16 protein-coding genes are annotated in these 23,230 nt (G+C 71.3%); 2 read left to right on the top strand and 14 right to left on the bottom strand.

Features of this window, described 5'->3' with window-relative positions; translation table 11 throughout:
• Positions 1-33: 33 nt before the first annotated feature.
• The 10 genes from ACZ418_RS39335 to ACZ418_RS39290 form a co-directional block, all read right to left on the bottom strand.
• Positions 34-2,145, bottom strand: a complete 2,112-nt coding sequence (locus ACZ418_RS39335; RefSeq protein ID WP_468372747.1) for an ABC transporter ATP-binding protein — start codon at positions 2,143-2,145, stop codon at positions 34-36.
• A gap of 30 nt (positions 2,146-2,175) precedes the next feature.
• Entirely contained in the window at positions 2,176-2,385 is a 210-nt protein-coding gene (locus tag ACZ418_RS39330) for an MbtH family protein (RefSeq protein ID WP_468063517.1), read from the bottom strand.
• Positions 2,386-2,576: 191 nt separating this feature from the next.
• Complete coding sequence (locus ACZ418_RS39325; protein ID WP_468372744.1) at positions 2,577-4,070, bottom strand: tryptophan 7-halogenase; 1,494 nt, start codon at positions 4,068-4,070, stop codon at positions 2,577-2,579.
• Between the two features lie 219 nt (positions 4,071-4,289).
• Positions 4,290-5,129 (bottom strand): enoyl-CoA-hydratase DpgD, encoded by an 840-nt coding sequence (gene dpgD / locus ACZ418_RS39320; protein ID WP_468372741.1) that lies wholly within the window; start codon positions 5,127-5,129, stop codon positions 4,290-4,292.
• Positions 5,126-6,433, bottom strand: a complete 1,308-nt coding sequence (gene dpgC / locus ACZ418_RS39315; RefSeq protein WP_468372738.1) for a (3,5-dihydroxyphenyl)acetyl-CoA 1,2-dioxygenase DpgC — start codon at positions 6,431-6,433, stop codon at positions 5,126-5,128. The genes dpgD and dpgC overlap by 4 nt, the downstream gene beginning before the upstream one ends.
• Positions 6,430-7,080, bottom strand: a complete 651-nt coding sequence (dpgB, locus tag ACZ418_RS39310) for an enoyl-CoA-hydratase DpgB (RefSeq protein WP_468372735.1) — start codon at positions 7,078-7,080, stop codon at positions 6,430-6,432. Before dpgB ends, dpgC begins: the two co-directional genes overlap by 4 nt.
• 23 nt (positions 7,081-7,103) lie before the next feature.
• Entirely contained in the window at positions 7,104-8,243 is a 1,140-nt protein-coding gene (gene dpgA, locus ACZ418_RS39305; protein ID WP_468372732.1) for a 3,5-dihydroxyphenylacetyl-CoA synthase DpgA, read from the bottom strand.
• Positions 8,244-8,353: 110 nt separating this feature from the next.
• Entirely contained in the window at positions 8,354-9,712 is a 1,359-nt protein-coding gene (locus ACZ418_RS39300) for an aminotransferase-like domain-containing protein (protein ID WP_468372729.1), read from the bottom strand.
• A 164-nt stretch (positions 9,713-9,876) separates the two neighbouring features.
• Entirely contained in the window at positions 9,877-12,582 is a 2,706-nt protein-coding gene (locus tag ACZ418_RS39295) for a helix-turn-helix transcriptional regulator (RefSeq protein ID WP_468372726.1), read from the bottom strand.
• 231 nt (positions 12,583-12,813) lie between these two features.
• Positions 12,814-13,920 (bottom strand): prephenate dehydrogenase, encoded by a 1,107-nt coding sequence (locus tag ACZ418_RS39290; RefSeq protein WP_468372724.1) that lies wholly within the window; start codon positions 13,918-13,920, stop codon positions 12,814-12,816.
• 155 nt (positions 13,921-14,075) lie between these two features.
• Here ACZ418_RS39290 and hppD point away from each other — a divergent pair, with 155 nt between their 5' ends.
• On the top strand, positions 14,076-15,188 hold the full coding sequence (gene hppD, locus ACZ418_RS39285; protein WP_468372721.1) for a 4-hydroxyphenylpyruvate dioxygenase: 1,113 nt from the start codon (positions 14,076-14,078) through the stop codon (positions 15,186-15,188).
• A complete protein-coding gene (locus ACZ418_RS39280) occupies positions 15,172-16,281 on the top strand; it encodes an alpha-hydroxy acid oxidase (RefSeq protein WP_468372718.1) in 1,110 nt (369 codons plus the stop codon). The genes hppD and ACZ418_RS39280 overlap by 17 nt, the downstream gene beginning before the upstream one ends.
• A gap of 278 nt (positions 16,282-16,559) precedes the next feature.
• On the opposite strand, the gene ACZ418_RS39275 is transcribed toward ACZ418_RS39280, so the two are convergent.
• The 4 genes from ACZ418_RS39275 to ACZ418_RS39260 all read right to left on the bottom strand — a co-directional run bounded on the left by ACZ418_RS39275 (position 16,560) and on the right by ACZ418_RS39260 (position 23,183).
• Positions 16,560-17,567: a streptomycin biosynthesis protein gene (locus tag ACZ418_RS39275; RefSeq protein WP_468372717.1), complete on the bottom strand. Its 1,008-nt coding sequence runs from the start codon at positions 17,565-17,567 to the stop codon at positions 16,560-16,562.
• 429 nt (positions 17,568-17,996) lie between these two features.
• Positions 17,997-19,037: a 3-deoxy-7-phosphoheptulonate synthase gene (gene aroF, locus ACZ418_RS39270; protein WP_468372715.1), complete on the bottom strand. Its 1,041-nt coding sequence runs from the start codon at positions 19,035-19,037 to the stop codon at positions 17,997-17,999.
• Positions 19,038-19,524: 487 nt separating this feature from the next.
• Complete coding sequence (locus ACZ418_RS39265) at positions 19,525-20,664, bottom strand: alpha/beta hydrolase (protein WP_468372712.1); 1,140 nt, start codon at positions 20,662-20,664, stop codon at positions 19,525-19,527.
• Entirely contained in the window at positions 20,661-23,183 is a 2,523-nt protein-coding gene (locus ACZ418_RS39260; RefSeq protein WP_468372709.1) for a thioester reductase domain-containing protein, read from the bottom strand. The genes ACZ418_RS39265 and ACZ418_RS39260 overlap by 4 nt, the downstream gene beginning before the upstream one ends.
• Positions 23,184-23,230 lie beyond the last annotated feature (47 nt).

Raw genomic sequence — 23,230 nt, 5'->3', positions numbered from 1 at the left:
CCTCTCTCTCGTGCGGACTGTGGTGCGGAGCGCTCAGCCCGGGTGCGGGCCGGGTGGCGGGCCGCCGATGATCTGTCTGCCGGGGCCGCCCTGGCCGGGCATCATCGGGAAGCCGGGGCCGTGGCCCGGGCCCATGTGGCCTCCGGGGCCGGGACCGTGGCCCGGGACGGGCCCGTGGCCCGGGACGGGCCCGTGGGCGCCGGGTGGTGGCGTGCCGAGTGCCGGGGCCATCGGTCCGTGTCCGTCGGGAACTCCGGCCGGTACCGGGGTCCGGGCGTCCGGGGAGGTCTGCCGGGCGAACTGGGTGCGGTACAGCTCCGCGTAGAGCCCGTCGAGCTCCATCAGCTCGTCGTGGGTGCCGCGTTCGCGGATCTGACCCTCGTCGACGACCAGGATCTGGTCGGCCTCCCGGACGGTGGACAGCCGGTGGGCGATCACCAGCGAGGTACGGCCGGCGAGCGCGGTCTTGAGGGCCCGCTGGACGGCCGCCTCCGATTCGGAGTCGAGGTGTGCGGTGGCCTCGTCGAGCACGACGACGGACGGGGCCTTGAGCAGCAGCCTGGCCATGGCGAGGCGCTGCTTCTCGCCGCCGGAGAAGCGGTAGCCGCGGTCCCCGACCACCGTGTCGAAGCCGTCGGGCAGCGAGGCGATCAGATCCCAGATCTGGGCCGCCTTGCAGGCCTCGATCAGCTCGTCCTCGCCGGCGTCCGGCCGGGCGTAGAGGAGGTTGCCCCGGATGGTCTCGTGGAACATGTGCGCGTCCTGGGTGACGACGCCGATCGTGTCGCGCAGGGTCGCCAGCGTCAGGTCCCGCACGTCCTCCCCGCCGATCCGGACGGTCCCCGAGTCGGGGTCGTACAGACGCGGTACGAGCTGGGTGAGCGTGGTCTTGCCCGCGCCGGAGGGGCCGACCAGCGCGGTGAGCTTCCCGGCCGGCGCGGTGAAGCTGAGCTCGCGCAGGGTCCAGGCGTTCTCCGCGCGTTCGGGCAGGGGCAGGGCGATCGACTCCAGTGAGGCGAGGGAGACGTCGGCCGCCGCGGGATAGCGGAAGGACACCTTGTCGAACTCGATCTCCAGGGCCTTGCCCTCGGTGCTCGCCGCGGGCAGGGCCCGCGCGTCGGGGCGCTCGGCGATGAGCGGCTTCAGGTCGAGGATCTCGAAGAGCCGGTCGAAGCTGACGAGCGCGGTCATCACGTTCGCCTGCACGCTGGACAGCTGGTTGATGGGTCCGAACAGCCGGGTGAGCAGCGTGGCCAGGGCCACGAGCGTGCCGAGTTCGAAGGTGCCGCTGACGACGAGGGAGCCGCCCATTCCGTACACCACGGCGGTGGCGAGCGAGCCGAGCAGCGTCACCGTCAGGAACAGCATCCGCCCGTACACGCTGGTCACCACGCCGATGTCACGGACCCGGGCCGCGCGGTCGGCGAAGCGGCCGGCCTCGTCGTCGGGGCGTCCGTAGAGCTTGGACAGCAGTGCGCCCGAGACGTTGAAGCGCTCGTTCATCATCGAGCCCATCTCGGCGTTCAGCTGCATGTTCTCGCGGGTGAGCCGTTGCAGCCGGCGTCCCACGACCCGTCCCGGGAGGACGAAGAGCGGCAGCACCAGGACGGCCACGATGCCGATGGGCCAGGCCAGGTAGAACATCGTGCCGAGCACCAGGATCAGGGACAGGGCGCTGGAGACGACGGTGGACAGCAGTGAGGTGACCGCCTGCTGGGCGGCGACCACATCGGTGTTGAGCCGGCTGACCAGCGCTCCGGTCTGGGCCCGGGTGAAGAAGGCGAGGGGCTGGCGCTGCACATGGGTGAACACCTGGGTGCGCAGGTCGTAGATCAGGCCCTCGCTGACGCGGCCGGAGACCCGGCCCTCGACGAATCCGAAGAGGAACTCCAGCAGCGCGAGCCCGCCGGCGGCGGACGCGATGGCGACGACCGTGGCACGGTCGTGCTTCATGATTCCTTCGTCGATGAGGAACTTGAAGAGCAGCGGCGTCGCCACCGTGATGACCGCGCTGAGCGCGGTGAGCGCCACGAGGAATACCACGCGCCCGCGATAGGGCCGGGCGTAGGGCAGAATTCGCTTGACCGTGCCGGGTTTTATCTTCTGCTTGGTCAGCGACGTGTCCGCGTTGAGACCCCGGATCATGATTCCGGGGCCCGGGCCTCCTATCATTTTCTACTCACCCAGTTCGGCGACGAGGCTCTTGGGGCGCATGTCCGTCCAGTTCTCCTCGATGAACTTCAGGCAGGCCTCCCGACTGTCCTCGCCGTACACGGTGTCCCAGCCCGCGGGGACATTCGCGAACGCGGGCCAGAGAGAATGCTGGCCCTCGTGATTGACGAGGACGAGGAATGTTCCGTTCTCGTCGTCGAAGGGGTTGGCCATGACCACTCCTATTCACTGGAAAAGTTCACTGGAAAGGGCCGCTTGCACATTCTTTCCGGATGACCCGGCGCGGTGTCCAACCCGGAGATCCGGCCGGTTGGACACCGCCCGCCCGCCACCCGGACGATCACGTGCGGGGCGGGGGAATTCCGTCCACGCCCGCCCTGCGCACTTGGACGGGGCCCCGCCGGTCAGGACTTGGCCGGCAGCCAGAGCATGCCGTCGTTCGAGGTGACCAGACCGCCCGGGAACATGGGGGCGTCGGGGCCGAGGTCCGCGCCCAGGAAGGCCCGGCTCTGCACCTGGGCGCCCTCCTGCATGGCCTGGCGCACGACCGAGGAGCTGAACAGCGGTGCCATGCTGTCCTCGGAGCTCTCGGCCAGCTCGTCGATCGCGGTGGCGAACTCCGCCGACCGGGACTTCATCCGCTCCGCGGCGGACTCGGCGTCCTGCAGGGCGAACTCCGAGGACGAGACGCCGGCGACGAGCTCGACGAAGGACTCCAGCTCGGAGTGCCGGTTGCTGGTGACCTTCTTCGCCTGCCAGAAGTACGAGTTCTCGTCCACGTGCATGTCGTAGAAGGACATGAGGAACTCGTAGAACACGCCGTACTCGCGCCGGTAGCGGGCCTCGAACTCGGTGAACGCCGCGTCCTCCGTGACCAGGCCGGCCAGCGTGCTGTTGATCGAGCGGGCCGCCAGCAGGGCGCTGTAGGTGGCCAGATGGACGCCCGAGGAGAACACCGGGTCGACGAAGCACGCGGCGTCGCCGATCAGTACCAGGCCCGGCCGCCAGAACTTCGTCTGGTGGTACGAGTAGTCCTTGCGGACCCTCAGCTGGCCGTACTGGCCTTCGGTCACCCGGATGGCGTCGGCGAGGTACTCGCTGATCAGCGGGCACTCGTCGATGAGGGCCTGGATGGCCTGCTCCGGGTCGCCCTGGATCTTGTCGGCGTTCTCCCGCCGGACGACCGCTCCGACGCTGGTGAGGGTCGGGCTGAGCGGGATGTACCAGAACCAGCCGCTCGGGAACGCCGAGCACAGGATGTTCCCCGAGAGCGGCTCGGGCAGGCGCTTGCCGCCCTCGTAGTAGCCGAACAGCGCCAGGCTCCGGAAGAACTCCGAGTACTCGCGGGTCCCGCCCACCCTCTTGTAGATGCGGCTGCCGTTCCCGGAGGCGTCCACCACGAACTTCGCGTGGACCTGGTGCTCGCCGCCGTCGGCGTCGGTGTAAGTGACACCGGTGACCCGGTCGCCGTCCTCGACGACATCGGTCACCGACACCTGGAAGCGGACCTCCGCTCCCTTCTTCACCGCGTTGTTCAGCAGGATCTCGTCGAATTTCGACCGTTCCACCTGGTACGCCTGCGAGGTCGCACTCGCGATCTTCGGGGAGACCGAGAACGAGAACGTCCAGGGCTCCGGATTGGCACCCCAGCGGAACGTTCCGCCCTTCTTCGGCGTGAATCCCGCCTTCGCCAGCTCGTCCGCGACCCCGGTCATCCTGCAGACGCCGTGAATGGTGGAAGGAAGCAGCGACTCACCGATCTGGTACCGCGGAAAGGTCTCCTTCTCCAGGACCAGGACCCGATGTCCCTGCATGGCGACGAGCGCGGCGAGCGTGGACCCGCCGGGGCCGCCTCCGACGACCACTACGTCGAATTCCTCAGGGCCCTCAACACCCATGTGACTGCCTCCTGTTTGTCGTTCCCCTGCTGTCGTTGCCCGATTCGGCGCCCGGCCCATGCTGGGCCTTCACGCGGATTCCGGCCAACACATGCCTTGCACGGTTGGACGGACAGCACCGAGAAGGGCCGTCGGCGGTTTTCGGTGCATGGCGAAGAGCCCGCCGGCGGTTGGGTCGTTCGCCGGCGGGCCCGGTGAAGCGGTGGAAAGGCGGGACGGTCAGGGGGTGTCTTCCGGATCCGGCCGCGTCCAGCGGCCGGACCAGACGGGGTCGCGTTTCTCCGCGAACGCCCTGGCCCCCTCGGCGGCGTCGTCGCTGCGCCGACGGCGTTCCTCCCAGACGTACTCGGCGGTGAACGCCTGCTCCAGCGGCAGGTCGACGGACTTGAGGGCGGCCTCCTTGATGGCCCGTACCGACAGCGGTGCGGCGCGGACCAGGTCCGCGGTCCACTCCTCGACGCACGTGTCCAGCCGGTCCGCCGGAACCACCTCGTTGACCAGCCCGTGCCGCAGGGCCGTCCATGCGTCCAGTCGACGACCGGTGAGCAGATGCCCCAGGGCGATCTTCTGGGGCAGCTGTCTGACCAGCCGGAAGGCGCCGCCCGCCCCCGGGACAAGTCCGAGCCTGGCCTCCGGCAGGCCGAACACCGCCTGGTCGGAGGCGATGACGAGGTCGCAGGCCAGGACCAGTTCGAAACCGCCGCCCAACGCGTATCCGTGGACACGCGCGATGACGGGCTTGGACAGGGTGAACCGGTCGGTGAGCCGCGGCCAGCCCGGCTGTCCCCGGCTGCCGAAGGTCGTGGGGGGCGTGCCCTCCCTGGTGAGGCGGGCCCGCTCCTTGAGGTCCTGCCCGACGGAGAAGGCCCGGTCGCCCGCTCCGGTCAGCACCGCGACCCGCACGTCGTCGTCCGCCTCGACGTCGTCCCAGACCTCACCGAGTTCCTCGTGCATGCGCAGGTCCATCGCGTTGAGCACATGCGGGCGGTCGAGGGTGATGCGGGCGACGTGGTCCTTCTTCTCGTAGCGCACCCTTGATCGGTCGTCGGCCGCGCTCACGCCGGCCCCGCGGCGAACCGGCCGACCTTGTCGATGACGTCCTCGCCGTAGAGGCGCAGCGCCTGCTGGAGCGCGAACTCGGCCATGTACGCGCGGAACGCGCCCTCCGGCTCCTCGGCGAGGTTCAGCATCCGCCGGTTGGCGAGCACCGCGTCGCCGTCGAGCCGCGCCAGGCTGCGCTCGACGGCCTCGTCCAGTTCGTGCGGCTCCACGACCTCGTCGACGAGCAGCCGTGCGTCGGGCTCCGCGGCCCGGATGCGGCGGCCGCCGAGGATGACCTGGCGGGACAGCCGCGGTCCGGCGTACCTGCTGAACCGGAAGTTCGCGACGCCCGGGATGATGCCCTCCTTCGCCGCGGGCAGGCTGAAGTAGGCGTCGGAGGCCGCGAGGACGTGGTCGAACACCAGCAGCAGCTGGGTGCCGCCGCCGATGGCGAAGCCGTCCACCGCGGCCACCCAGGGCTTCTCCGTGCGGGGCGAGTGCCAGCTGCCCGGGCCGTCGGCGAACACCCCCCGGACGATCTTGTGGATGTAGCCGAGTTCACGGCGCAGCAGGAAGTCGACCAGCGAGATGTCCCCGGAGCTCAGGAACTTGAGGTTGATGCCCGCGCTGAACACCCGCCTGCCCCGGTACCGGGGGTGGGTCATCTCCCCGCCGCGCAGCAGCCCGACCCGGACGTCCGGGTCGAGCAGGGCGAGGTCGACGGCGGTCTCCATGTCGTCGACCTGCTGGTCGTCCTCGGCGTTGAGGCGGTCGTCCCGGCACATCGTCAGCCGTGCGGTGCCGTCGCGGCGTTCCAGCCGTACGGCCTCCATCTGGACGACTCCGGTGCGCCGGAACTCGGGGAGCAGCCGCAGCGCCCGGTCGGTGGGCCGGAGCATCGCGTCGAGCAGGTGCGGGCCGGCCGCTGGGGACCTGAGGACGGCCCGCAGGAAGATGCCCTGGTCGATCTCGTGCCCTTCCTTGTCGGCCTGCGGCCGGCTCCGCTCGGAGGCGAGCTGATCCTTGGCGGGCACCAGCGCGGGGAAGGCGTCCGCGGCGGCCTCGACGAGCTCGTCGAGGCGCAGGCTGCGGGAGCGGTCTTCGGTGAGCCGGTCGTACACGGCGTCCACCTGCGAGTCGAGGAAACGGGTGCGCAGCGCGCGGGCCGCGTCCTTCGCGGCGGCGGCCTCGGCCCGCTGTTCCGGGGTGCGCGCGCTGGGCCTCGGCAGGGACCGCGTGAGCTTCTCGACGTGCTCGGCGGCCGCGGTGAGGGCCGGCCAGAGGGCGGGGGCCTCCTGCCGCTCCGCGAGGGCCGGTGTCACGACGCCTCCTGCGCGGCGGTCCTGCGCAGCGCGCGGTCGCAGGCCGCCAGGTGCTGGCCCAGCGCGTCCTCGAAGCTGGTGGAGACCGCGTCGAACAACAGGCCACGGCGGATGGCGAGTTCCTTGCCGGACAGTCCGGCGGCCAGCTCCGCCGTGACGTCGGCCGCGCCGGCCGGATCGTCGGCCAGCTCGTCGAGGAGCCCCAGCGTCAGCGCCTCGGCGGCGGGGATCGGGGTGCCGAACAGCACGGCCCGACGGACCCGGGCGGCGCCCGCCTGTTGCACGAGGCGGTGCACGGCCATGCCGGGCCAGGTGGCGTCGCCGAGCGGGACGAGCAGCCGGGTGTCCGGGGTGGCGATCCGCAGGTCGGTGGCGAGGAACACGTCGAGGGCCGGTCCGCCGCAGTCGCCGGACGCCACCGCGACCGTCGCCACGGGGAGCCGTTCCAGCCGGCGCACCACCCGTTCCCACTTGGTGACCACGCCGACGCTCAGAGCGCCGGTCCAGTCGGGCTTCGGGGCACCCGTGACGTGCAGGGTCACGGCCCCGGAGACGGGCAGGTCCTCGGCGCGGTCGCAGACCTCGTCGAGTGCCTTGACGGCGGCTGCCGACAGCGGCTCGCTCCCGTCGATCGTCAGTGCGTTCATGTCGTCCGTCACTCCCCCCGCGGTCACCACTGGACCAGCGCCGTTTCGATGGTGGAACCCGGTCCCATGGTCATGAGCACCCCGTACTCGCCGGGCCTGGTGACCTGCTCGTCGAGGAGCCTCTCGTAGGAGAAGAGGAACGAGCCGCTGGAGACGTTTCCGTAGTCGCGCAGCACCCCGACGGTGTGCCGCAGGTCGTGACGGGTCAGCCCGAGGTTGACGGTCACGGCGTCGATCACCTTCTTGCCGCCGGAGTGCACCAGCCAGTGCGCGATGTCGCTCCTGCGCAGACCTGTGCCCTCCAGCAGCCGGTCGACGACGATCTCGGCGTGCGCGCCGACCACGTAGGGGATCTGCGGGTCGAGAAAGAAGCTGAACCGGTCCTGGGTCCGGTCCCAGTCGTAGCGCATGGCGTCGACGGCCTCGGGGATGATGCAGCTGGCGAACTTGAGGATGCGCGGACCCTCGGGCTCGGCGTGTGTGTCGTCCTGGCCGCCCGCTACGAGGGCGATGGCCCCCGATCCGTCGCCGAACAGGCTGTTGACGACCGCGGTGCGCATGGTCGAGTCCATCGCGTAGGCGGCGGAGCAGGCTTCGGAGCAGAGCACGACGGCGAGTTCGCCGGGGTGTGCGGTGGCCCATCCGGACACGACGCCCAGGGCGTTCAGTCCGGCGTTGCAGCCCATGCCGACGATGTCGGACCGGCTGCAGTGGCGGTCGATGCCCAGCTCACGGATCAGCAGTGCGCTGAGGCCGGGTGTGAGGAAGCCGGTGGAGGTCACGCAGCACAGGTGGCGCAGCTCGGAGAGCTGGGCGCCGGCCCGCTTCAGACAGGCCTGCAGGGCCTCGGCGCCCATGTCGAGGGCCAGTGCCTTGTGCTTGTCGAGGAGGTCGCCCTGCGGCTCGGGGTGGCGCACGCCGTCGTCGTCCTCGTCGGGCAGGGTGAGGTAGCGGCGTTCGATGGCGCTGTTGGCGAAGAGGGAGCGGATCCTGGGATCGGTGATGTCGAACGCGTCCAGCACTTCCTGCTGGGTGTACGACGTGGGTGAGGTGGCCGTGCCCACGCCGACGATCCTCGGCCGCGGCGGCGCCTGCGTACCCGGTAAAGCGCCGCTCTCGGGTATCTGCGCGGTCCTCACCGGAGATACGATGTCGACGGTCATCGGAAAGTCCACCCCCACATACGCGGTTTGCTCCGCAGTCGTTTCCTGGTCGTGGTGCCGGTCACTGCTGTCACCTTTCTTCCGCTACGACTTTCTTCCTTTTTCTTCCGCTACGACGCCGCGCTCTCGGACTCCATGAAACGCGCGAACCGCGCCGTGCCGTGCTCGATCTCCACGGGCGTCAGATAACTGGTGGAGAGCCGGATGGCGTGGTGGCCTCCGTCTTCCGGGTAGAAATAGCTCATCGGCGTCCAGATGACACCGAATTTCTGTGCGGACCTGGTCAGTGCCGCGTTGTCCGCGCGGAAGGGGACGTGGACGGTGAGGAAGAAACCTCCGGTGGGCTCGTTCCAGCGCACGCCCAGCTCCTGACGGCGGCGGGCCGGCAGATGGGCGTCCAGGCTCCGGAGCGTGGCCTTGAGCGCGTCGCCGTAGTAGGCGGCGGCCCGGGCGTTGAGCTCCGAGAGCCTGCCTCCCGAGGCCAGCAGCGCGCCGGCGACGGCGGCCTGGCTGAGCGAGGAGGTGTTCACCGTCACCATGCTCTTGATCTTGGCGAGCTCGTCCGCGAGCAGCGTGGTCCGCCCGGTCTCGTCCACCACCTGCTGGTCGGCGACGGCGAAACCGACCCGGGCCCCGGGGAAGATCGTCTTGGAGAAGGAACCGAGATGGACGACCCTGCGCTCGCGGTCGAGGGACTTCAGGGTCGGCAGCGGAGAGCCGGGGCTGACCCTGCGGTAGGGGCTGTCCTCGACGATCAGGATGTCGTGTCGCGCGGCGAGTTCGAGCAGCTCGGCGCGGGTCCGGGCGTCCATGGTGGTCCCGGAGGGGTTGGAGTGGTCGGGGACCACGTAGAAGGCCTTCGGCCGGCGCCCCAGCGCCTTCTCCTCCACGATCGCCTTCTCCAGGTCCGTGCAGGAGAGCCCGTCCTCGCGTTCCTCGACGGCCCGCAGGCGGACGTCCAGCAGCCGGGCAGCGCCGGTGATCCCCACGTAGCAGGGGCTGGCGACCAGGAGCACGTCGTCGGGCCCGGAGATCAGCGCGCGCAGCACCAGCAGCATGGCCTCCTGCGCGCCGACGGTGACCACCACCGACTCGGCGGGGACGTCGGTGTTCTCGTCGGCCCGGAGCGAGTCGGCGATGATCTCGCGGATCTGACCCGCCGTGGGGCCGTACTGGTACATCGCGGTGCGGATGTCCTGTGCCGAGGCGCCCTGTTCGACGAGGTGGTCGAGGTAGCGGCGGATATGGGTGAAGATCTGCTCGCTGTCGAAGAAACCGTCGTAGGGGCGGCCCGGCGCGAAGGAGATGGCGTCCGGATAACGATGGGTGACCTCGTTGAGGAAGTTCATCGTGTCCAGGACCGGATCGGACACACTCGCGTGGAGATCCGCCTTCCGCAGGGCGGGAGTTGGCGTGGGTGTGGCCGGGCCGGCCCCGGCAAGGAATTTCGGCACAACAGGTCCGGCCATATATTCCCCCATGAGGCGTCGATCGACGGAATGCCTATTTCCGCGTAAGGATCACACGCCCCCAGGTGTTCCGCCAACACCGTCCAACAACGCAGTCCGGCAACGCCGTCCAACCGCGTGAAAGGCGCACTTGGACATGACACCGGGGGCGCTACGGTTTATTCTCACTGCCCATTCGGGAACACCGGAAGATCGCCGCGGCTTCGCACATTCAGCTTGCGATATATTTTGGTGAGATGCTGTTCGACCGTGCTCACGGTGATGAAGAGCTTGCGGGCGATCTCACGGTTGGTCCGTCCCTCGGCGGCGAGCGCCGCGACCCTGCGCTCGGCGCCGGTCAGTTCGGCCCGTAGGGGCGCCGGCTCCCGCCCGCCCTCGGCGGGCTCCGCCGGAGCCGCGGGCCGGGTGGGCTCGTGCCGGGAGGGTTCGCGGCGGGGCCGCTCGTCCGGGGCCGCCAGCGCCTCCTCCAGTTCGGCCCGCGCGTGTGCCAGTTCCAGACGGTCGCCGCACGCCTCCAGGATGTGCACCGCCTCCCGCAGCAGCGCCGGGCGCTCGGGGGACTCGCTCGCGGCCGCCAGGCGGCGCAGGGCCCTTCCCCGGACCCTGGAGCGTTCGCCGAGGGGCCGGGACAGCTGCTCCTCTACCAGCTCGCGCGCCTCGCGGGACCTGCCCAGGGCGACCAGGGCGGCGGCGGCGTCGTTGCGCCAGTCCGGGATGTCGGGTGTGTCCAGCCCCCACCGCACCATCAGGTCGCCGCAGCCCTGGAAGTTCGTCAGGGCGGTCTGCGGACGGCCCATGGCCAGGTGATATCGCCCGAACGCCTGGAGGTAGGGCAGCGCGAAGGGGGTGTCGAACATGACCGGCGGAACGGGCAGGTTGACGTACGAGATCACCGTGTCCAGGTCACCGAGCTCGGTCGCGGCCCGCACCGCCAGCGCCAGCGGAAGGCCGACCACCACACCCCAGGCGGACGGGGCGACGACCTCCAGGGCGGTCCGCGCGCAGGCCTCCGCCTCCACCAGCTCGCCCCGGCGCAGGGCCGTCACCGAGCGTATGGTCTCGAACAGGGCGCGCCGCACGGGCACACGCGCGATCCACGGCTCCTGCAACAGCCGCCCGGTCCAGAACACCGCGTCGTCCACCCGGTCCGACTGGATCAGCACGACCAGTGCGAACAACGTGGAGGCCAGCGGGCTGTCGGCGCGGGCGCGGTGCAGCACCTGGTCGGCGCCCTGGATCTCCTCGCCGTCCCAGGTCAGGCTCGCCAGCAGGGTGCTGCAGGCCGGTGCGGACACCGGGCCGGACCACACCGACGGCCCGTCCGCCCCGCCCTCGGCGGTGCCGCGTGCCGACGCGGGCCGGCACAGGGATAACCATGAGCGGGCCATCAGGACGTCCGGCGGTGTGGCGCCCTCTGGCGAACCGCCGTCGGCCTTCTGCTCGTTGGTCTCGATCGTCCTCAGCAGGGCTTCGGCGGCGGCGAACTCGCCCCGCCACAGCAGCATTTTGACCGGAACCGTGGCCTCCTCACCGGTGAGCAGCCCGACCCGCACCAGGTGGTGCAGGTGGTGCAGGTGCCGGCCCGCGGTGTCCGGGTCGATGTGCCACTGGGCGTCGGCGAGTGCCGCGGTGATCTGCGCCTCCCGCACCGGGTCCGCGCAGTTGGCCAGCGCATGGCGCAGGTAGTCGACCGAGGTCTGGGCGTCACCCGCGGCCATGGCCTCGCGGGCGGCCTCCCGGAGGATGTCGACGCGCCAGACGGAGCCCTCGCAGTCGTGGGCGGCCATGAGCTGTTCGGCCACCGCCACCGCCGAGGCCCCCGACTTGTGCAGCAGTTCGGCGGCCCGGCCGTGCATCGCCGGGAGCTCCTCGGCCGGGATGTCGGCCAGGACGGCCAACTGGGCGTGCTCGTGACGGAACCGCACGCCGGAGACCAGGCCCGCCGCGGTCAGGTCCGCGATGCTCCAGTGCGCCGTCCTGGCATCGCCCCCGAGGAAGTCGCCGAGCAGCGAGGGCCTGGCCGACTCGCCGAGGACCGCCAGGACACGGGCGAGCGCCAGCATCGACGCGTTGCCCCGGTGCAGGCACAGCAGGACGGCGCGCCGGAAGGACTCGCCTGGCTCCGGCCCGCTCCCCGCTTGCCGCGTCGGCGGGAGGTCCTCGAGCAGCGCGTGCAGCAGCAGCGGGCTGCCCCCGCTGGCCTCGGCCCAGGCGTCGACGCCGCCGGGGTCCGGCTCCGCGCCGAGGCGCTCGGTGAGTTGTTCGGCGATGCCGGCGCCCGTCAGCGGGGCCAGCCTGATCTGGTGGCAGTAGGGAAGGTGCAGGATCTCCGCGTGGAGCATCGCCAGCTGCCAGTCGTGGCACGAAGCCTCGTTCATCACGATCATGACCGCCGAGGAGTCGATACGGCGGATGAGGTAGCGCAGGACCTGCAGCGAGGGCTCGTCCGCGAAGTGCACGTCGTCGATCCCGATGACGAGCGGCCGCTGCTCGGCGTACGCGCGGACCGTCCGGTAGATCCGCTGCAGCAGGCCGATCGGGGCCCACCCGGTCTGCTGGGCGCGGTCGCCGGAGACCGTGACGCCGACCTCCTCGGCGGCGAAGGGGTCGATGGCCATCCCCGCCGCACGCATCGCCGTCACCAACTGGTGGACCAGGCCGAACAGATGGAGCTGTTCACTGGCCGAGGCCGTCACCGAGACGTACAGCGCGCCCCGTGCAACGGCCCTCTCGGCGAACGTACTGACCAGCGCCGTCTTCCCGCTCCCCACAGGACCGTTGGTGAGAACGACGGCCCCCCTGCCGCCCGCACACTCGCCGTACAACCGTTCGAGTAGCTGAAGTTCATCGTCACGTTCGCTGAGCTTCACAGATACCCCCCGTACCTATGTGTGCACTCACAGGCTTGAATTTAACCTTGCGAGGCGGGCACGGAGGAGAGCTCCGACAGTGGTCTCACAGCTTGGGCGTTCGGACGGCGTTCGCCAAAGAGTGAAAACCGGGGCAATCGACGACAACTCCGCTGCCTCGGCGCTGGTTCCAGTTCGCCAGTGGCAGCGGCGGGCAGTGGCTTGATGCCGTACCAGCCCGTCGACGCCGTACTAGCCGGCCGACACTCCGGAGCGGACGTCCGCCTCGCACTCGGCGCCCCAGCCCTCGGCCTCGATCTCGGCCGCCACCAGGTCGGCCACGTCCGAGGGGACGGTGAGCCGCACGGTGAGCGCGCCTTCCCCGGCGGAGGCGACGGTGGCGTCGTCCGCGCCGACGCCGTGTCCGGCGACGGAGGCCAGCAGCCGGGCGAGCTCCCCGGGGCGGTCCGGGACCGAGACCCGGACCGCGGTCTCGTCGGCGGGGGCACCCGCGGCGAGCGGCGGTATGCCCGCGACCCCCTCGATTCCCCGCTCCAGGAGATCCGCCAACGTCCGTACGCCGTGGGCGCGTTCCATGCCGTCGGGCTCGGCGAGCTGGTCGAGCGCGGACACCAGCCGGGACAGGTCCGCGTGCAGGTCCCTCACGACGCCGACGACAGCGTCGGCGTTGGACTGCAGGATGTCGCTCCAGAGCCGGGAGTCGCCGCGGGCGATCCGGGTGACGTCACGCAGCCCCTGGCCGGCGAACCGGCGCATCCCGTCCGGGGTGCCGCGCAACCGGGCCGCCATCAGACTGGCCACCAGGTGCGGCACGTGGGAGGTGAGGGCGACCGCCTCGTCGTGGGCCCGGCTCTGCGTGACGACGGGAACCCCGCCGCACAGGTCCACCAGTTCCAGCGCCCGGTCCATGGCCGTGCCCGACGTCAGCGGGGACGGGGTGAGCGCCCAGGGGCGGCCCCGGAACAGGTCGGCGCGGGCCGCCAGCGGACCGGACCGCTCCCGGCCGGCCATCGGATGACCGCCGACGTAGCCGGAGGGATCGGGGGCGTGGCCGAGCACCACCCGTTCCGGCTCGGCCTTCACGCTCCCCACGTCCGTGTAAGTGCGGGCCAGCCCTCGCTCCTGGAGCTCGACCAGCAGGTGCCCGACCTTGCTGGGCGGTACGGCGAGCACGGCCAGGTCCACCGGTCCGGGCGGGGGCTCCACCCGGCCCGCGCCGAGCGCCGCGGCCGTCCGGGCGGCCGCCGGATTCCGGTCGGACAGGAACACCGTCACCCCCTGCCGGCTCGCGGCGAGCGCGACGGACGTACCGATTAACCCCGTGCCGATGACAGCCATGGCGCGAATCATTCAGCATCCCCCATTCGAAAGGGCCTCGACCATAACCCGGAATGGCCGTCCAATTCATGGACACCCGGCGCCCGTAGCCACTTTCGCAATCAGCGTCCTAGAGTTCGGGAAACCCATTTCCCATTCACCGCTGGGGGTCACTCGTGAGGGAATTAGCAAAGGCCGCGGCTGCGCTCGGAGGGCTCACCGTCGACTACATCGAGATGTACGTCGACGACCTGGACACGGCAGTGTCGGACTGGACCGGTCGGTACGCCTTCACCGTGGCCGGCACCAGCGAGTCCGCCGACCACCGCAGCACCGCCCTGCGCCACGGACAGATCACCCTGGTGCTCACCCAGGCCACCTCGGACCGGCATCCGGCGTCGGAGTACGTACCCTCCCACGGCGACGGTGTCGCCGACATCGCCCTGCGCACGACGGACGTGGACGCCGCCTTCCGGGCCGCGGTCGCCGCCGGCGCGCGCGTCCACCGGGAACCGTCCCGGCACACGGACGGCGGACCCGCCGTCACGGCGGCGATCCACGGCTTCGGAGACGTGGTCCACACCCTGGTCCAGCGCGGCCCCGAGGAGGGCCCCGGCCTGCCCGCCGGTTTCGTCCCGGTGCCGCACGCGGTCGACGCCCGGGCCGAGGAGGCTGCCGAGGAGGTGGGGCTGCTCGGGATCGACCACATCGCGGTGTGCCTGAACAGCGGCGAACTCGCCCCCACGGTGGACTACTACACCCAGGCCCTCGGCTTCCGGGACATCTTCGAGGAGCACATCGTCGTCGGCAGGCAGGCGATGGAGTCGAAGGTCGTGCAGAGCGTGTCGGGCGGCGTCACCCTGACGCTCATCCAGCCCGACGTGTCGGCCGACCCGGGCCAGATCGACGAGTTCCTGAAGGGCCACCAGGGCTCCGGCGTCCAGCACCTGGCGTTCTCCTCGCACGACGCGGTCCGCTCGGTGCGGGCCCTGTCTCAGCGCGGTGTCGCCTTCCTGACCACCCCCTCGGCGTACTACGACCTGCTCGGCGGGCGCATCGACCTGTCCGCCGAGCGGCTGGAGGACCTGCGCTCGACGAACGTGCTCGCCGACGAGGACCACGGCGGACAGCTGTTCCAGATCTTCACCGCCTCGACCCACCCGCGGCACACCCTGTTCTTCGAGGTCATCGAACGCCAGGGGGCCCGCACCTTCGGCAGCGCCAACATCAAGGCGCTGTACGAAGCCGTGGAACTGGAGAGGACGGGGCAGCGTGGCCCCCGTCGCTGACCTCGCACCCGACACGGTCCACTGTCTGGCCGACGTCGAACGCGCCGCCGCGTCGGTCCTGCCGGCCGGCGTCCGGGACTTCCTCGCGGGCGGCAGCGGCGCCGAGACCACGCTCGACGCCAACCGCGCCGCCCTGGACCGGGTGTTCCTCGTCCCACGGGTGCTCACCGACGTCTCGCGGTGCACGACCGACTCCACCCTGCTCGGCCGGCCGGTCGGCATGCCGGTGGCGGTCGCGCCCGTCGCCTACCACCGACTGGCGCACCCCGAGGGGGAGTTGGCCACCGCCCGCGCGGCCAAGGCGGCGGGCGTGCCGTTCACGGCGGGCACCCTGAGCAGCGTCCCGGTCGAGGAGATCACGGCGATCGGCGGCTCCGTCTGGTTCCAGCTGTACTGGCTTCGGGACGACGAGCGCTCCCTGGAGCTGGTGCGCCGGGCCGAGGACGCCGGCTGCGAGGCGATCGTGCTCACCGTCGACGTGCCGTGGATGGGCCGCAGACTGCGAGACGTACGCAACGGGTTCGCGCTGCCCGACCAGGTACGGGCGGCGCACCTCACGACCGGCACGACGGCGCACCGGGCGGCCGCCGGCACCTCCGCGGTGGCCGTGCACACCCGTGAGGCCTTCTCCTCGGCGCTGACCTGGTCGACCGTCGAGGCCCTGCGCGCGCGGACCCGGCTCCCGCTGGTCCTCAAGGGCGTCCTGGCGCCCGAGGACGCCGTGCTCGCGGCGGAGTCGGGGGTCGACGCCGTCGTGGTCTCCAACCACGGCGGCCGCCAGCTCGACGGCGCGGTCCCCAGCATCGACGCCCTGCCGGAGGTGGCCGCGGCCGTCGGCGGAGCGTGCGAGGTCCTCCTGGACAGCGGCATCCGCGGCGGAACGGACGTGCTCAGGGCCCTGGCCCTGGGCGCCCGCGGTGTCCTGGTGGGCCGCCCGGCCCTCTGGGGCCTGGCCATGGCCGGCGAGGCCGGCGTCGCGCGGGTCCTCGAACTCCTCTCCGAGGAGATCCGGGACGCCCTGGGCCTGTCGGGCTGCGCCGACGTCGAGGCCGCAGGACGGCTGCGCACCACGGCGGGCGCGCCCGGGGCCTGACCCCGCCACCGACCCCCCAGAGCACCCCACACCCCCACGGAAAGGCCCTGGTCCTCCGCCCGAAGCGGGAGACCAGGGCCTTTCTCAGTGCATGCGCAGTCCTTGCGCAGTCCTTTCTCAGGCCAGTCGCACAGGAAGACCGTCGCGGGAAGGGCCGCGGCGGTCTTCCTGGTACGGCGCCGGTCACACGGACCCGGCCGGCCCCTGGACGTCCAACCGTTCGACTTCCGTGCTCGGACACCCACAGCCCCGCACGGGCACCGCGGGAGCGGCGGGCCTCAGCTGATCTGCGCCACGTCCTCCTCGACCCGCATCGCGAACTCCGCCCACAGATCGGCGAACTGCCGCGCCAGGTCGACGACGATGTCGCTGCAGTGCGGCGGAACGCTGTTGATGATCGCGTCCCACTCCTCCTTGCGGAGGGTGTGCAGGGTGAGCAGGCGCAGCAGATTGCGCCCGGTCTCCGTGAAGCGCAGCGCCGGGTCGGCCTTCAGCCGCTTCACGAGCACGACGCGGTCGGCGGACGACGCCCGTCGGAGCCGGGGACCCGGTCTGGCCAGCCCCAGCGCACCGAACTCCCCGCGCCGCGCGTGGGTGCCCGGCCCGTCGCCGTCCTCCCGCTGCCTGCGGCGCTGCTTCGCCACCACCGGAGACTCGCCGTTGCGCAGCCGGTTGCGTACGTCCCGCGCCGTCTCGGGGGAGATCCCCGCCGCACGGGCGACCTGACGCAGTGACATGCCCGGGTTCTCGGACATCAGCTCACCGGCGAGCATGCGTCCCGCGCTGCCGTCGAGCGGGCGGAACCTGCCGTCCTGGCCGATCCGGCGGTCCTGCGGCGTGGACTCACGGACGGTCCTCCTGCGAATGTCGCCGACCGTCCCCGGGGAGATGCCCGTGACCGAGGCGACCTTTCGGTCGGACCACTGCGGATGCGAGGCGATGATCCGCTCGGCCGCGCGCTTGCGGTCCGCCAGCGCCAGCGGCAGGCCGTGGGTGACGTTGAGCCTGACCGCGAGCACGAACGCCTCGGCCTCGTCGCCGTCGAAGAACCTGACCGCGATCCGCTGCGCGCCCTGGAGCCTGGCCGCCCTCAGCCGGTGGAATCCGTCGATCACCCGCATCGTCGGCCGGTGCACGGTGATCGGGGGAAGCGGGTTCTGCGCCTCCATCAGGGCCTGCACGTGCTCGGGCCGCTCGCCGGCGAGGCGCGGCGAGTCGGACAGTCTGAGCGAGTTCAGCTCGACTTCCACTACGGGCTGCTGATTGATTTCCTCTTCTTCCGGCACCACCCCAGCTCCTCAAGAATTCGCGGCTACGTATGCGGTCCCGGATAAGCGCGCCCATGTGCTCGTGTACGGTAACCAGCTCGCCGTCAATGCCCTCGACTCCTCTGCAGCGTTGCGGAGCAGAAAGTCTCATCGACCGAAATTTCACGTCCGATGGACAGACGTGAAATTATCAGTCGCCTTTTGCGAGCCGTAACCCCCTGCCAGCCCCTACGCTCCCCCTACCCCCACCCCTAGGGTGTCCGCCCGACCGGTCGTTCGCCTCGCCGCCAAGGAAAAGGAATACAAAATTCCCATGAACCGGAACGAGCGGCCCCGGGAATGCATAAAGCCCGAGGGGAAATGGCGAGAGCGTTTTTGGCATGAACACGGCGCCACGTCCAACCGTCCGCTTTTCACGCTCGGACGGCTCCGCTCCACGCAGCTCCGCTACGCCACCCCGACGCCCGCGGGCACCGTCAGGGTGCGGTCCATCAACGGAGAGAGGAGCGTCATGGCGTGGGCGAGCTCGCGGATGTCGGAGGCCACGAGCGCCTGCGTGCCGTCGCACAGCGCCGCCTTGGGCTCCGGATGGACATCGATGATCACACCGTCCGCGCCGGCCGCGATCGCGGCACGGCTCAACGGCAGCACGAGGTCGCGGCGTCCGCCCGAGTGCGACGGGTCCACGACGACCGGCAGGTGCGAGAGCCGCTGCGCCACCGGTACGGCGCTGATGTCGAGGGTGTTGCGGGTCTCGGTCTCGAACGTACGGATGCCGCGCTCGCACAGCACGATGTCGAGGTTGCCGCGCTGGGCGATGTACTCGGCGGCGCTCAGCCATTCCTCGATCGTGGCGCTGAAACCCCGCTTGAGCAGGACCGGCTTGCCCGCCCGGCCGACGGCTTGCAGCAGGGCGAAGTTCTGCATGTTGCGTGCGCCGATCTGCAGCATGTCGGCGTAGGAGGCCACCATGTCGACGCTGCCCGGGTCGATGACCTCGGTGACGACGGGCAGACCGGTCTCGGCCCGCACGTCGGCGAGGATGCGCAGTCCCGCCTCGCCGAGACCCTGGTACGAGTACGGCGACGTACGCGGCTTGAACGCCCCGCCGCGCAGCAGGGACGCCCCCGCATCCTTGGCCATCAGCGCGGCCTCGAGGGTCTGTTCCGGGGTCTCCACCGCGCACGGGCCGGCGATCACGCTGAGCGTGCCGGGGCCGATGGGCACGCCCCCGACCCGGATCACCGACCGCGCGGGGTGGTGCTCCCGGCTGACCAGCTTGTACGGGGCGGAGACCCGCATCACCTGCACGACGCCCGGAAGGCTGCCGAGGTTGAGCGCCTCGAAGTCGTCCACGTCGCCCACGAGTCCGATGATCGTCCGCGACACACCACGACTGACGAACGCCTCTCCGCCGGCCGCGCGCACCCGGCCGACAACGGCGTCCACGTTTTCCTGGGTGGCCCCGGGGGCCATCACCACCACCATGTGCCCGCCTCCTTTATGAGGTTTTCCGGCCGCCGGACGGAATACAGCGGAATTCTTTTCGGATTTCCGGCGGCCTCGGCAGCGTAGATTCGGGGAATACGGCTCGACAACAGTCGGCGGGCTGGACTGTTGGACTGGCTGGACTCGCTGGACCGCTCGGGCTACCGGACGGAACGCGTAGCGGCCCTTGGCCGTCGTGGCGATGGTGGTGGGGCTGCCGGCCTGGGCGGTCTCGTGGTGGGCCCAGACGTCCGGGTTGCCGAGCTGGTCCGCGAGGGTGCCGGTGAAGGGCTGGTCGGAGACCAGGACGTAGTACACGATCTTGAACCCGACAGGCTGGAGCAGGCGGCGCTCTCGTTGTCCCGTACGGCGAGGACGACGAAGTGCATCCACTGGTCCTCGGCCGGCCCGCTCAGGTCGCGCCGGGCCTAGGCCGAGCGCCATTCCACCCCACTCCGCACCCGCTGACCCTGCATTGAACCGAAAGTCACCGCCGTTCGCCGAGGAAGTCGAGGATGTGACCGAAGACGTCGAGGGCGGCGCCCCGGCCGAGGAACGTGTCCAGGTGGCCGTAACCGGGGATCTCGGTGTAGGACACGTCCAACTGGGGCTGACGGTCGGCGAGTACGTCGTGGCAGAGCCGCTGGGAGTCCAGCCACAGCCCGTTCTCGCTGCCGGCGAGCAGCAGCACGGGGGTGTCGATACGGCCGGCCGCGTCCAGCGCATTGGGCGGCAGGGCTCGGTAGCGGTGGTCGGTGTCGTGCCAGCGGACCACGCTGCGGGCCAGCTCGATGCGGCGCAGGTGGGGCAGGATCCACAGTGGCGCGGGGCCGAGGAGGTCGGCGAGGCGGTCGTGGGTGGCCTCGGACAGGTTCTCGTGCGCGAAGAGCGAGGCGCCCGTGCCCCAGGCGGAGTTGTGCAGGATCTGGCAGGTCGGATCCGGGCAGCTCGCCTTCCGTGACGCCAGTGCGAACAGCGGGGTGTACTTCGACCACAGGCCCACCTTGCGGAAGTCGACCGGGATGTGGTCGATCCGCGTCTTCAGCAGCTCCCCCGCCAGCGACATCCGCAGCGAGGTCCGGCCGGCGAGTTTCGGCGTCAGGAACACACCCTGGGACACCACGCCGGCGAGGCCCGGCACCAGTCCCGCCGCCATGCTCAGGGACAGCGTGAGCGAGCCGATGCAGTGGGCGACCACGAACAGCGGGCGGTCGCCCGTGCGCTCGCGGACGTACCTGACGGCCGCCGGGATGTCGTACAGGGCCACGTCGTCGTACGTGTACCTCTGTCCGGTCTCGTTGTACGGCAGCCGGCAGCTGCCCCGCCAGTCCAGCAGCCAGGGCTCGTAGCCGTCGTCGAGGAGGACGTCGACCAGATTGCGGGTCTCGGGCAGCAGGAACATGTCGGCGGACGCGGTGTGTCCGTGCAGGAGCAGCACGGCGGGGCGGTCCGCGGCGCCGGTGTCGATGCGGGTCAGGCCGAGGCGGACGCCGTCGTCCGCCCGGAAGGGGATCTCCTCGACGCGGGCCGGGTCGAGGCGGTGATGGAGCGGGCGCAGGGCCGCGGTGGTCCTGACCCGGGGCAGCGCCGGCCGGCCGGCGCGGGAGGTGGTCGTCCTGAAGATCATCGGTGGTGCTCCGTGAGGGTCGGGTTACGGCGCAGGTCGAGCAGGTCCGCGGCGGCGCGGGCGAAGGGGCCGAGCAGGCCGCGGCCCATCTCCAGGCCGAACCAGGCGAGCCAGGTCAGCTTGGCGGCCCGCTTCTCCTGGCTGGTCAGACGCGGGTCGACCTTGATGCCGTCGATCTGGTCGCGGACGTAGGAGTCCGCGGGCACGACGACCTCGCCCGCCAGGCTCGCCGGTTCGCCCTCGCGGCCGATCCGCACGGTCAGCGCGCGGGTCTGCCGCCACAGGTCGCGGCGGGCCCGGGCGTACTTGTGTCCCTCCAGCCACCAGTGGCCGCCGTCGGCGTCGCGCAACCGCAGCCGGTAGCGCAGAAGCTGGTGCCTGAGCCCGTGCTGCTGCGGGATCCCCTCCTCGGGGCGGATCCACAGGTCGCCGCGCTCGACGGTCAGCGGCTCGGGATGTACGGCGGTGCAGACCACCTCGCCGGTCACGTCCACCCGGCGCTCCTTCACCAGCTGGTACATGCTCGCGATGGAGAGGGTGAGCGCCGTGGAGCAGGGGCTGTCGGCGGGGGCGCCGACCGGTCCCACGCTGCCCTTGGTCGTCTCCGAGAACCACAGGTAGGGCTGGTCGTCCTTGTGCGGCAGCCTGGCGAGGCCGTCCTGGGCCAGCCGCTCGAAGGTGCTCAGCTGGGCCTGTGCGTCGTAGCGGGCCGCAGGCGGCAGCCCGAGCGCCTCGACCAGCGCGGCAGTGCGGGCGCCTGTGGCCGCCGGGCCCTTCAGGGTCGCCTCGCACAGCCTGAGAGCGGTGGGGCTCTGCAAGACCCTGGCCAGGAAGGCGAGTTCGGGGACCGCTTCGGTCTCCAGGCGGGCCAGGGCGTCGGTGCGCCACTCGTCCCAGTCCTGGACGCGCACGTGCATGCCGCCGAGCGCCATGTCACGGACGACGTCGTCGAGGGTGTTGGGCACGCCGGTGAGGTTGTAGTCGTAGCCCCAGGCGTCGGGCTCGCAGATCGCGGCGACGGCGACCCGGCTCACCCAGTCCACCGGGGCCGCGTTCAGGTAGCGGAAGGCGGGTACGGTGCGGAAGCGGCCGAAGGCCGAGATCAGGCCGCTGCTGAGGTCCTGCGGGTTGTAGGCGCCGGTCTTCGTGTGGCCGCCGATGCCGCCGGGGCGCAGCGCGGTGACGACCAGGCCGTGGTCGCGGGCGCGGCGCAGGGCGACCTCGGCGGCCCACTTCGACTGGTCGTAGCCGGAGACGAGCCGGTCGACGTGGGCGAGTGGGTCGTCCTCGCCCATGGAGGTGATGCCGACCTCGTTGAAGACGGCGATCGAGGAGATGTGGTGCAGCGGCTTGGGCCGCCCGGTGGCCGCGAGTTCGGCGAGGGTGAGCGCGCCGAGGACGTTGCTCGCCCGCAGCGACTGGTAGCCGCGCAGGAAGTCCACGGCCGCGGCCACGCCCACGACGCCGTCCAGTTCGTGGGCGAGCGTGTGCCACAGTTCGTCGGACAGGCCGAGCCGCGGCCGCCGGATGTCGCCGGGCAGCACGGTCACCCGGCGCCGCACCTCCGACGACCAGGGCAGCCGGTAACTCCTCAGCGCCTCGCCGAGCCGGGCGACAGCCGCCTCCTCGTCGGCCGCGCGCACCAGGCAATGGACATGCGCGTCGCTGTGCCGGAGCAGGTCGAGCAGCATGTGACTGCCGAGAAAGCCGGTGGCGCCGGTCAGCAGGATCCGGCGGGGCGGCAGCGGCTCGGGCACGTCGGCGAACGGCAGGCGGTCGGCGAGGGCCAGATCGGCGAGGATCTGGTCGAGGTCCTCGCGGCGGGCCCTGGCATACCGTTCGTCGCCGCTGCCGGCACGGGGGCGGACCGCCGGTGGGGTGCGCGGAGTCGGGACCGGAAGGGTGCGCGGGGCGAGGGCCGCAAGAGCGCCCGCTGTGGAGAGCGGCGGCGTGCCAGGGGCCGGAGCCGCCGCAGCACCCGCGCCGGCAACCGACAGCGTCCCAGAGGCCGGAGCCGCAGCGGCACCCGCGCCGGAGGCAGGCAGCATGCCGGCGGCCGGAACCGGCAGAGTGCCCTGGGCGGTGGGCGCCGGGGTGCCTGTGTGCACGGCCGGCGGGGCGGGCTCGCGCGACGCTTCGGCCCCGGTCGCATGGAGCCAGCGCCGGGCGAGACTGATCGGGCGGGCGTCGGCGAACACCTCGTCCAGATCGAACTCGACGCCCAGCTCGGCCTCCAGCTCCGCGACGAGTTCCACCGCGTGCACGGACGTGCCCCCCGCGTCGAAGAAGTCGGCGTCGGGCGACAGGTGTCCCGCGGGCAGGTGGCGGCCCGCCGCGGCGGCGATGGCGGCGGCCACACCGTCCACGTCCCGGGGCGGGGCGGAGGCGGCACCCAAGTCCGCACCGGTGGCGGCCTGCATCACCCTGGCCAGCAGATCGTCCACGCCGAGCCCGCCGCCACCGCGCTCGATCGCCTCGGCGGTCGCCCGCTGCCCGGAGTCCTTGGTCACGTCACGCATGAGAGCCCTTCATCGATGTGCGCGTCTTTCCGTTGCCTTTGACGAGG

The organism is Streptomyces sp. NPDC030820, from assembly GCF_055572075.1.
Note: the sequence above shows the minus strand (reverse complement) of the source record. Positions and strands in the feature narration are given on the sequence as shown.

What these genes read in the sequence shown, in the direction of transcription:
- ACZ418_RS39335 (WP_468372747.1), bottom strand. Translation starts at nt 2,145, where the DNA reads ATGATCCGGGGTCTCAACGCGGACACGTCGCTGACCAAGCAGAAGATA.
- ACZ418_RS39330 (WP_468063517.1), bottom strand. Translation starts at nt 2,385, where the DNA reads ATGGCCAACCCCTTCGACGACGAGAACGGAACATTCCTCGTCCTCGTC.
- ACZ418_RS39325 (WP_468372744.1), bottom strand. Translation starts at nt 4,070, where the DNA reads ATGGGTGTTGAGGGCCCTGAGGAATTCGACGTAGTGGTCGTCGGAGGC.
- dpgB (WP_468372735.1), bottom strand. Translation starts at nt 7,080, where the DNA reads ATGAACGCACTGACGATCGACGGGAGCGAGCCGCTGTCGGCAGCCGCC.
- dpgA (WP_468372732.1), bottom strand. Translation starts at nt 8,243, where the DNA reads ATGACCGTCGACATCGTATCTCCGGTGAGGACCGCGCAGATACCCGAG.
- ACZ418_RS39300 (WP_468372729.1), bottom strand. Translation starts at nt 9,712, where the DNA reads ATGGCCGGACCTGTTGTGCCGAAATTCCTTGCCGGGGCCGGCCCGGCC.
- ACZ418_RS39290 (WP_468372724.1), bottom strand. Translation starts at nt 13,920, where the DNA reads ATGGCTGTCATCGGCACGGGGTTAATCGGTACGTCCGTCGCGCTCGCC.
- aroF (WP_468372715.1), bottom strand. Translation starts at nt 19,037, where the DNA reads ATGGTGGTGGTGATGGCCCCCGGGGCCACCCAGGAAAACGTGGACGCC.
- ACZ418_RS39265 (WP_468372712.1), bottom strand. Translation starts at nt 20,664, where the DNA reads ATGATCTTCAGGACGACCACCTCCCGCGCCGGCCGGCCGGCGCTGCCC.
- ACZ418_RS39260 (WP_468372709.1), bottom strand. Translation starts at nt 23,183, where the DNA reads ATGCGTGACGTGACCAAGGACTCCGGGCAGCGGGCGACCGCCGAGGCG.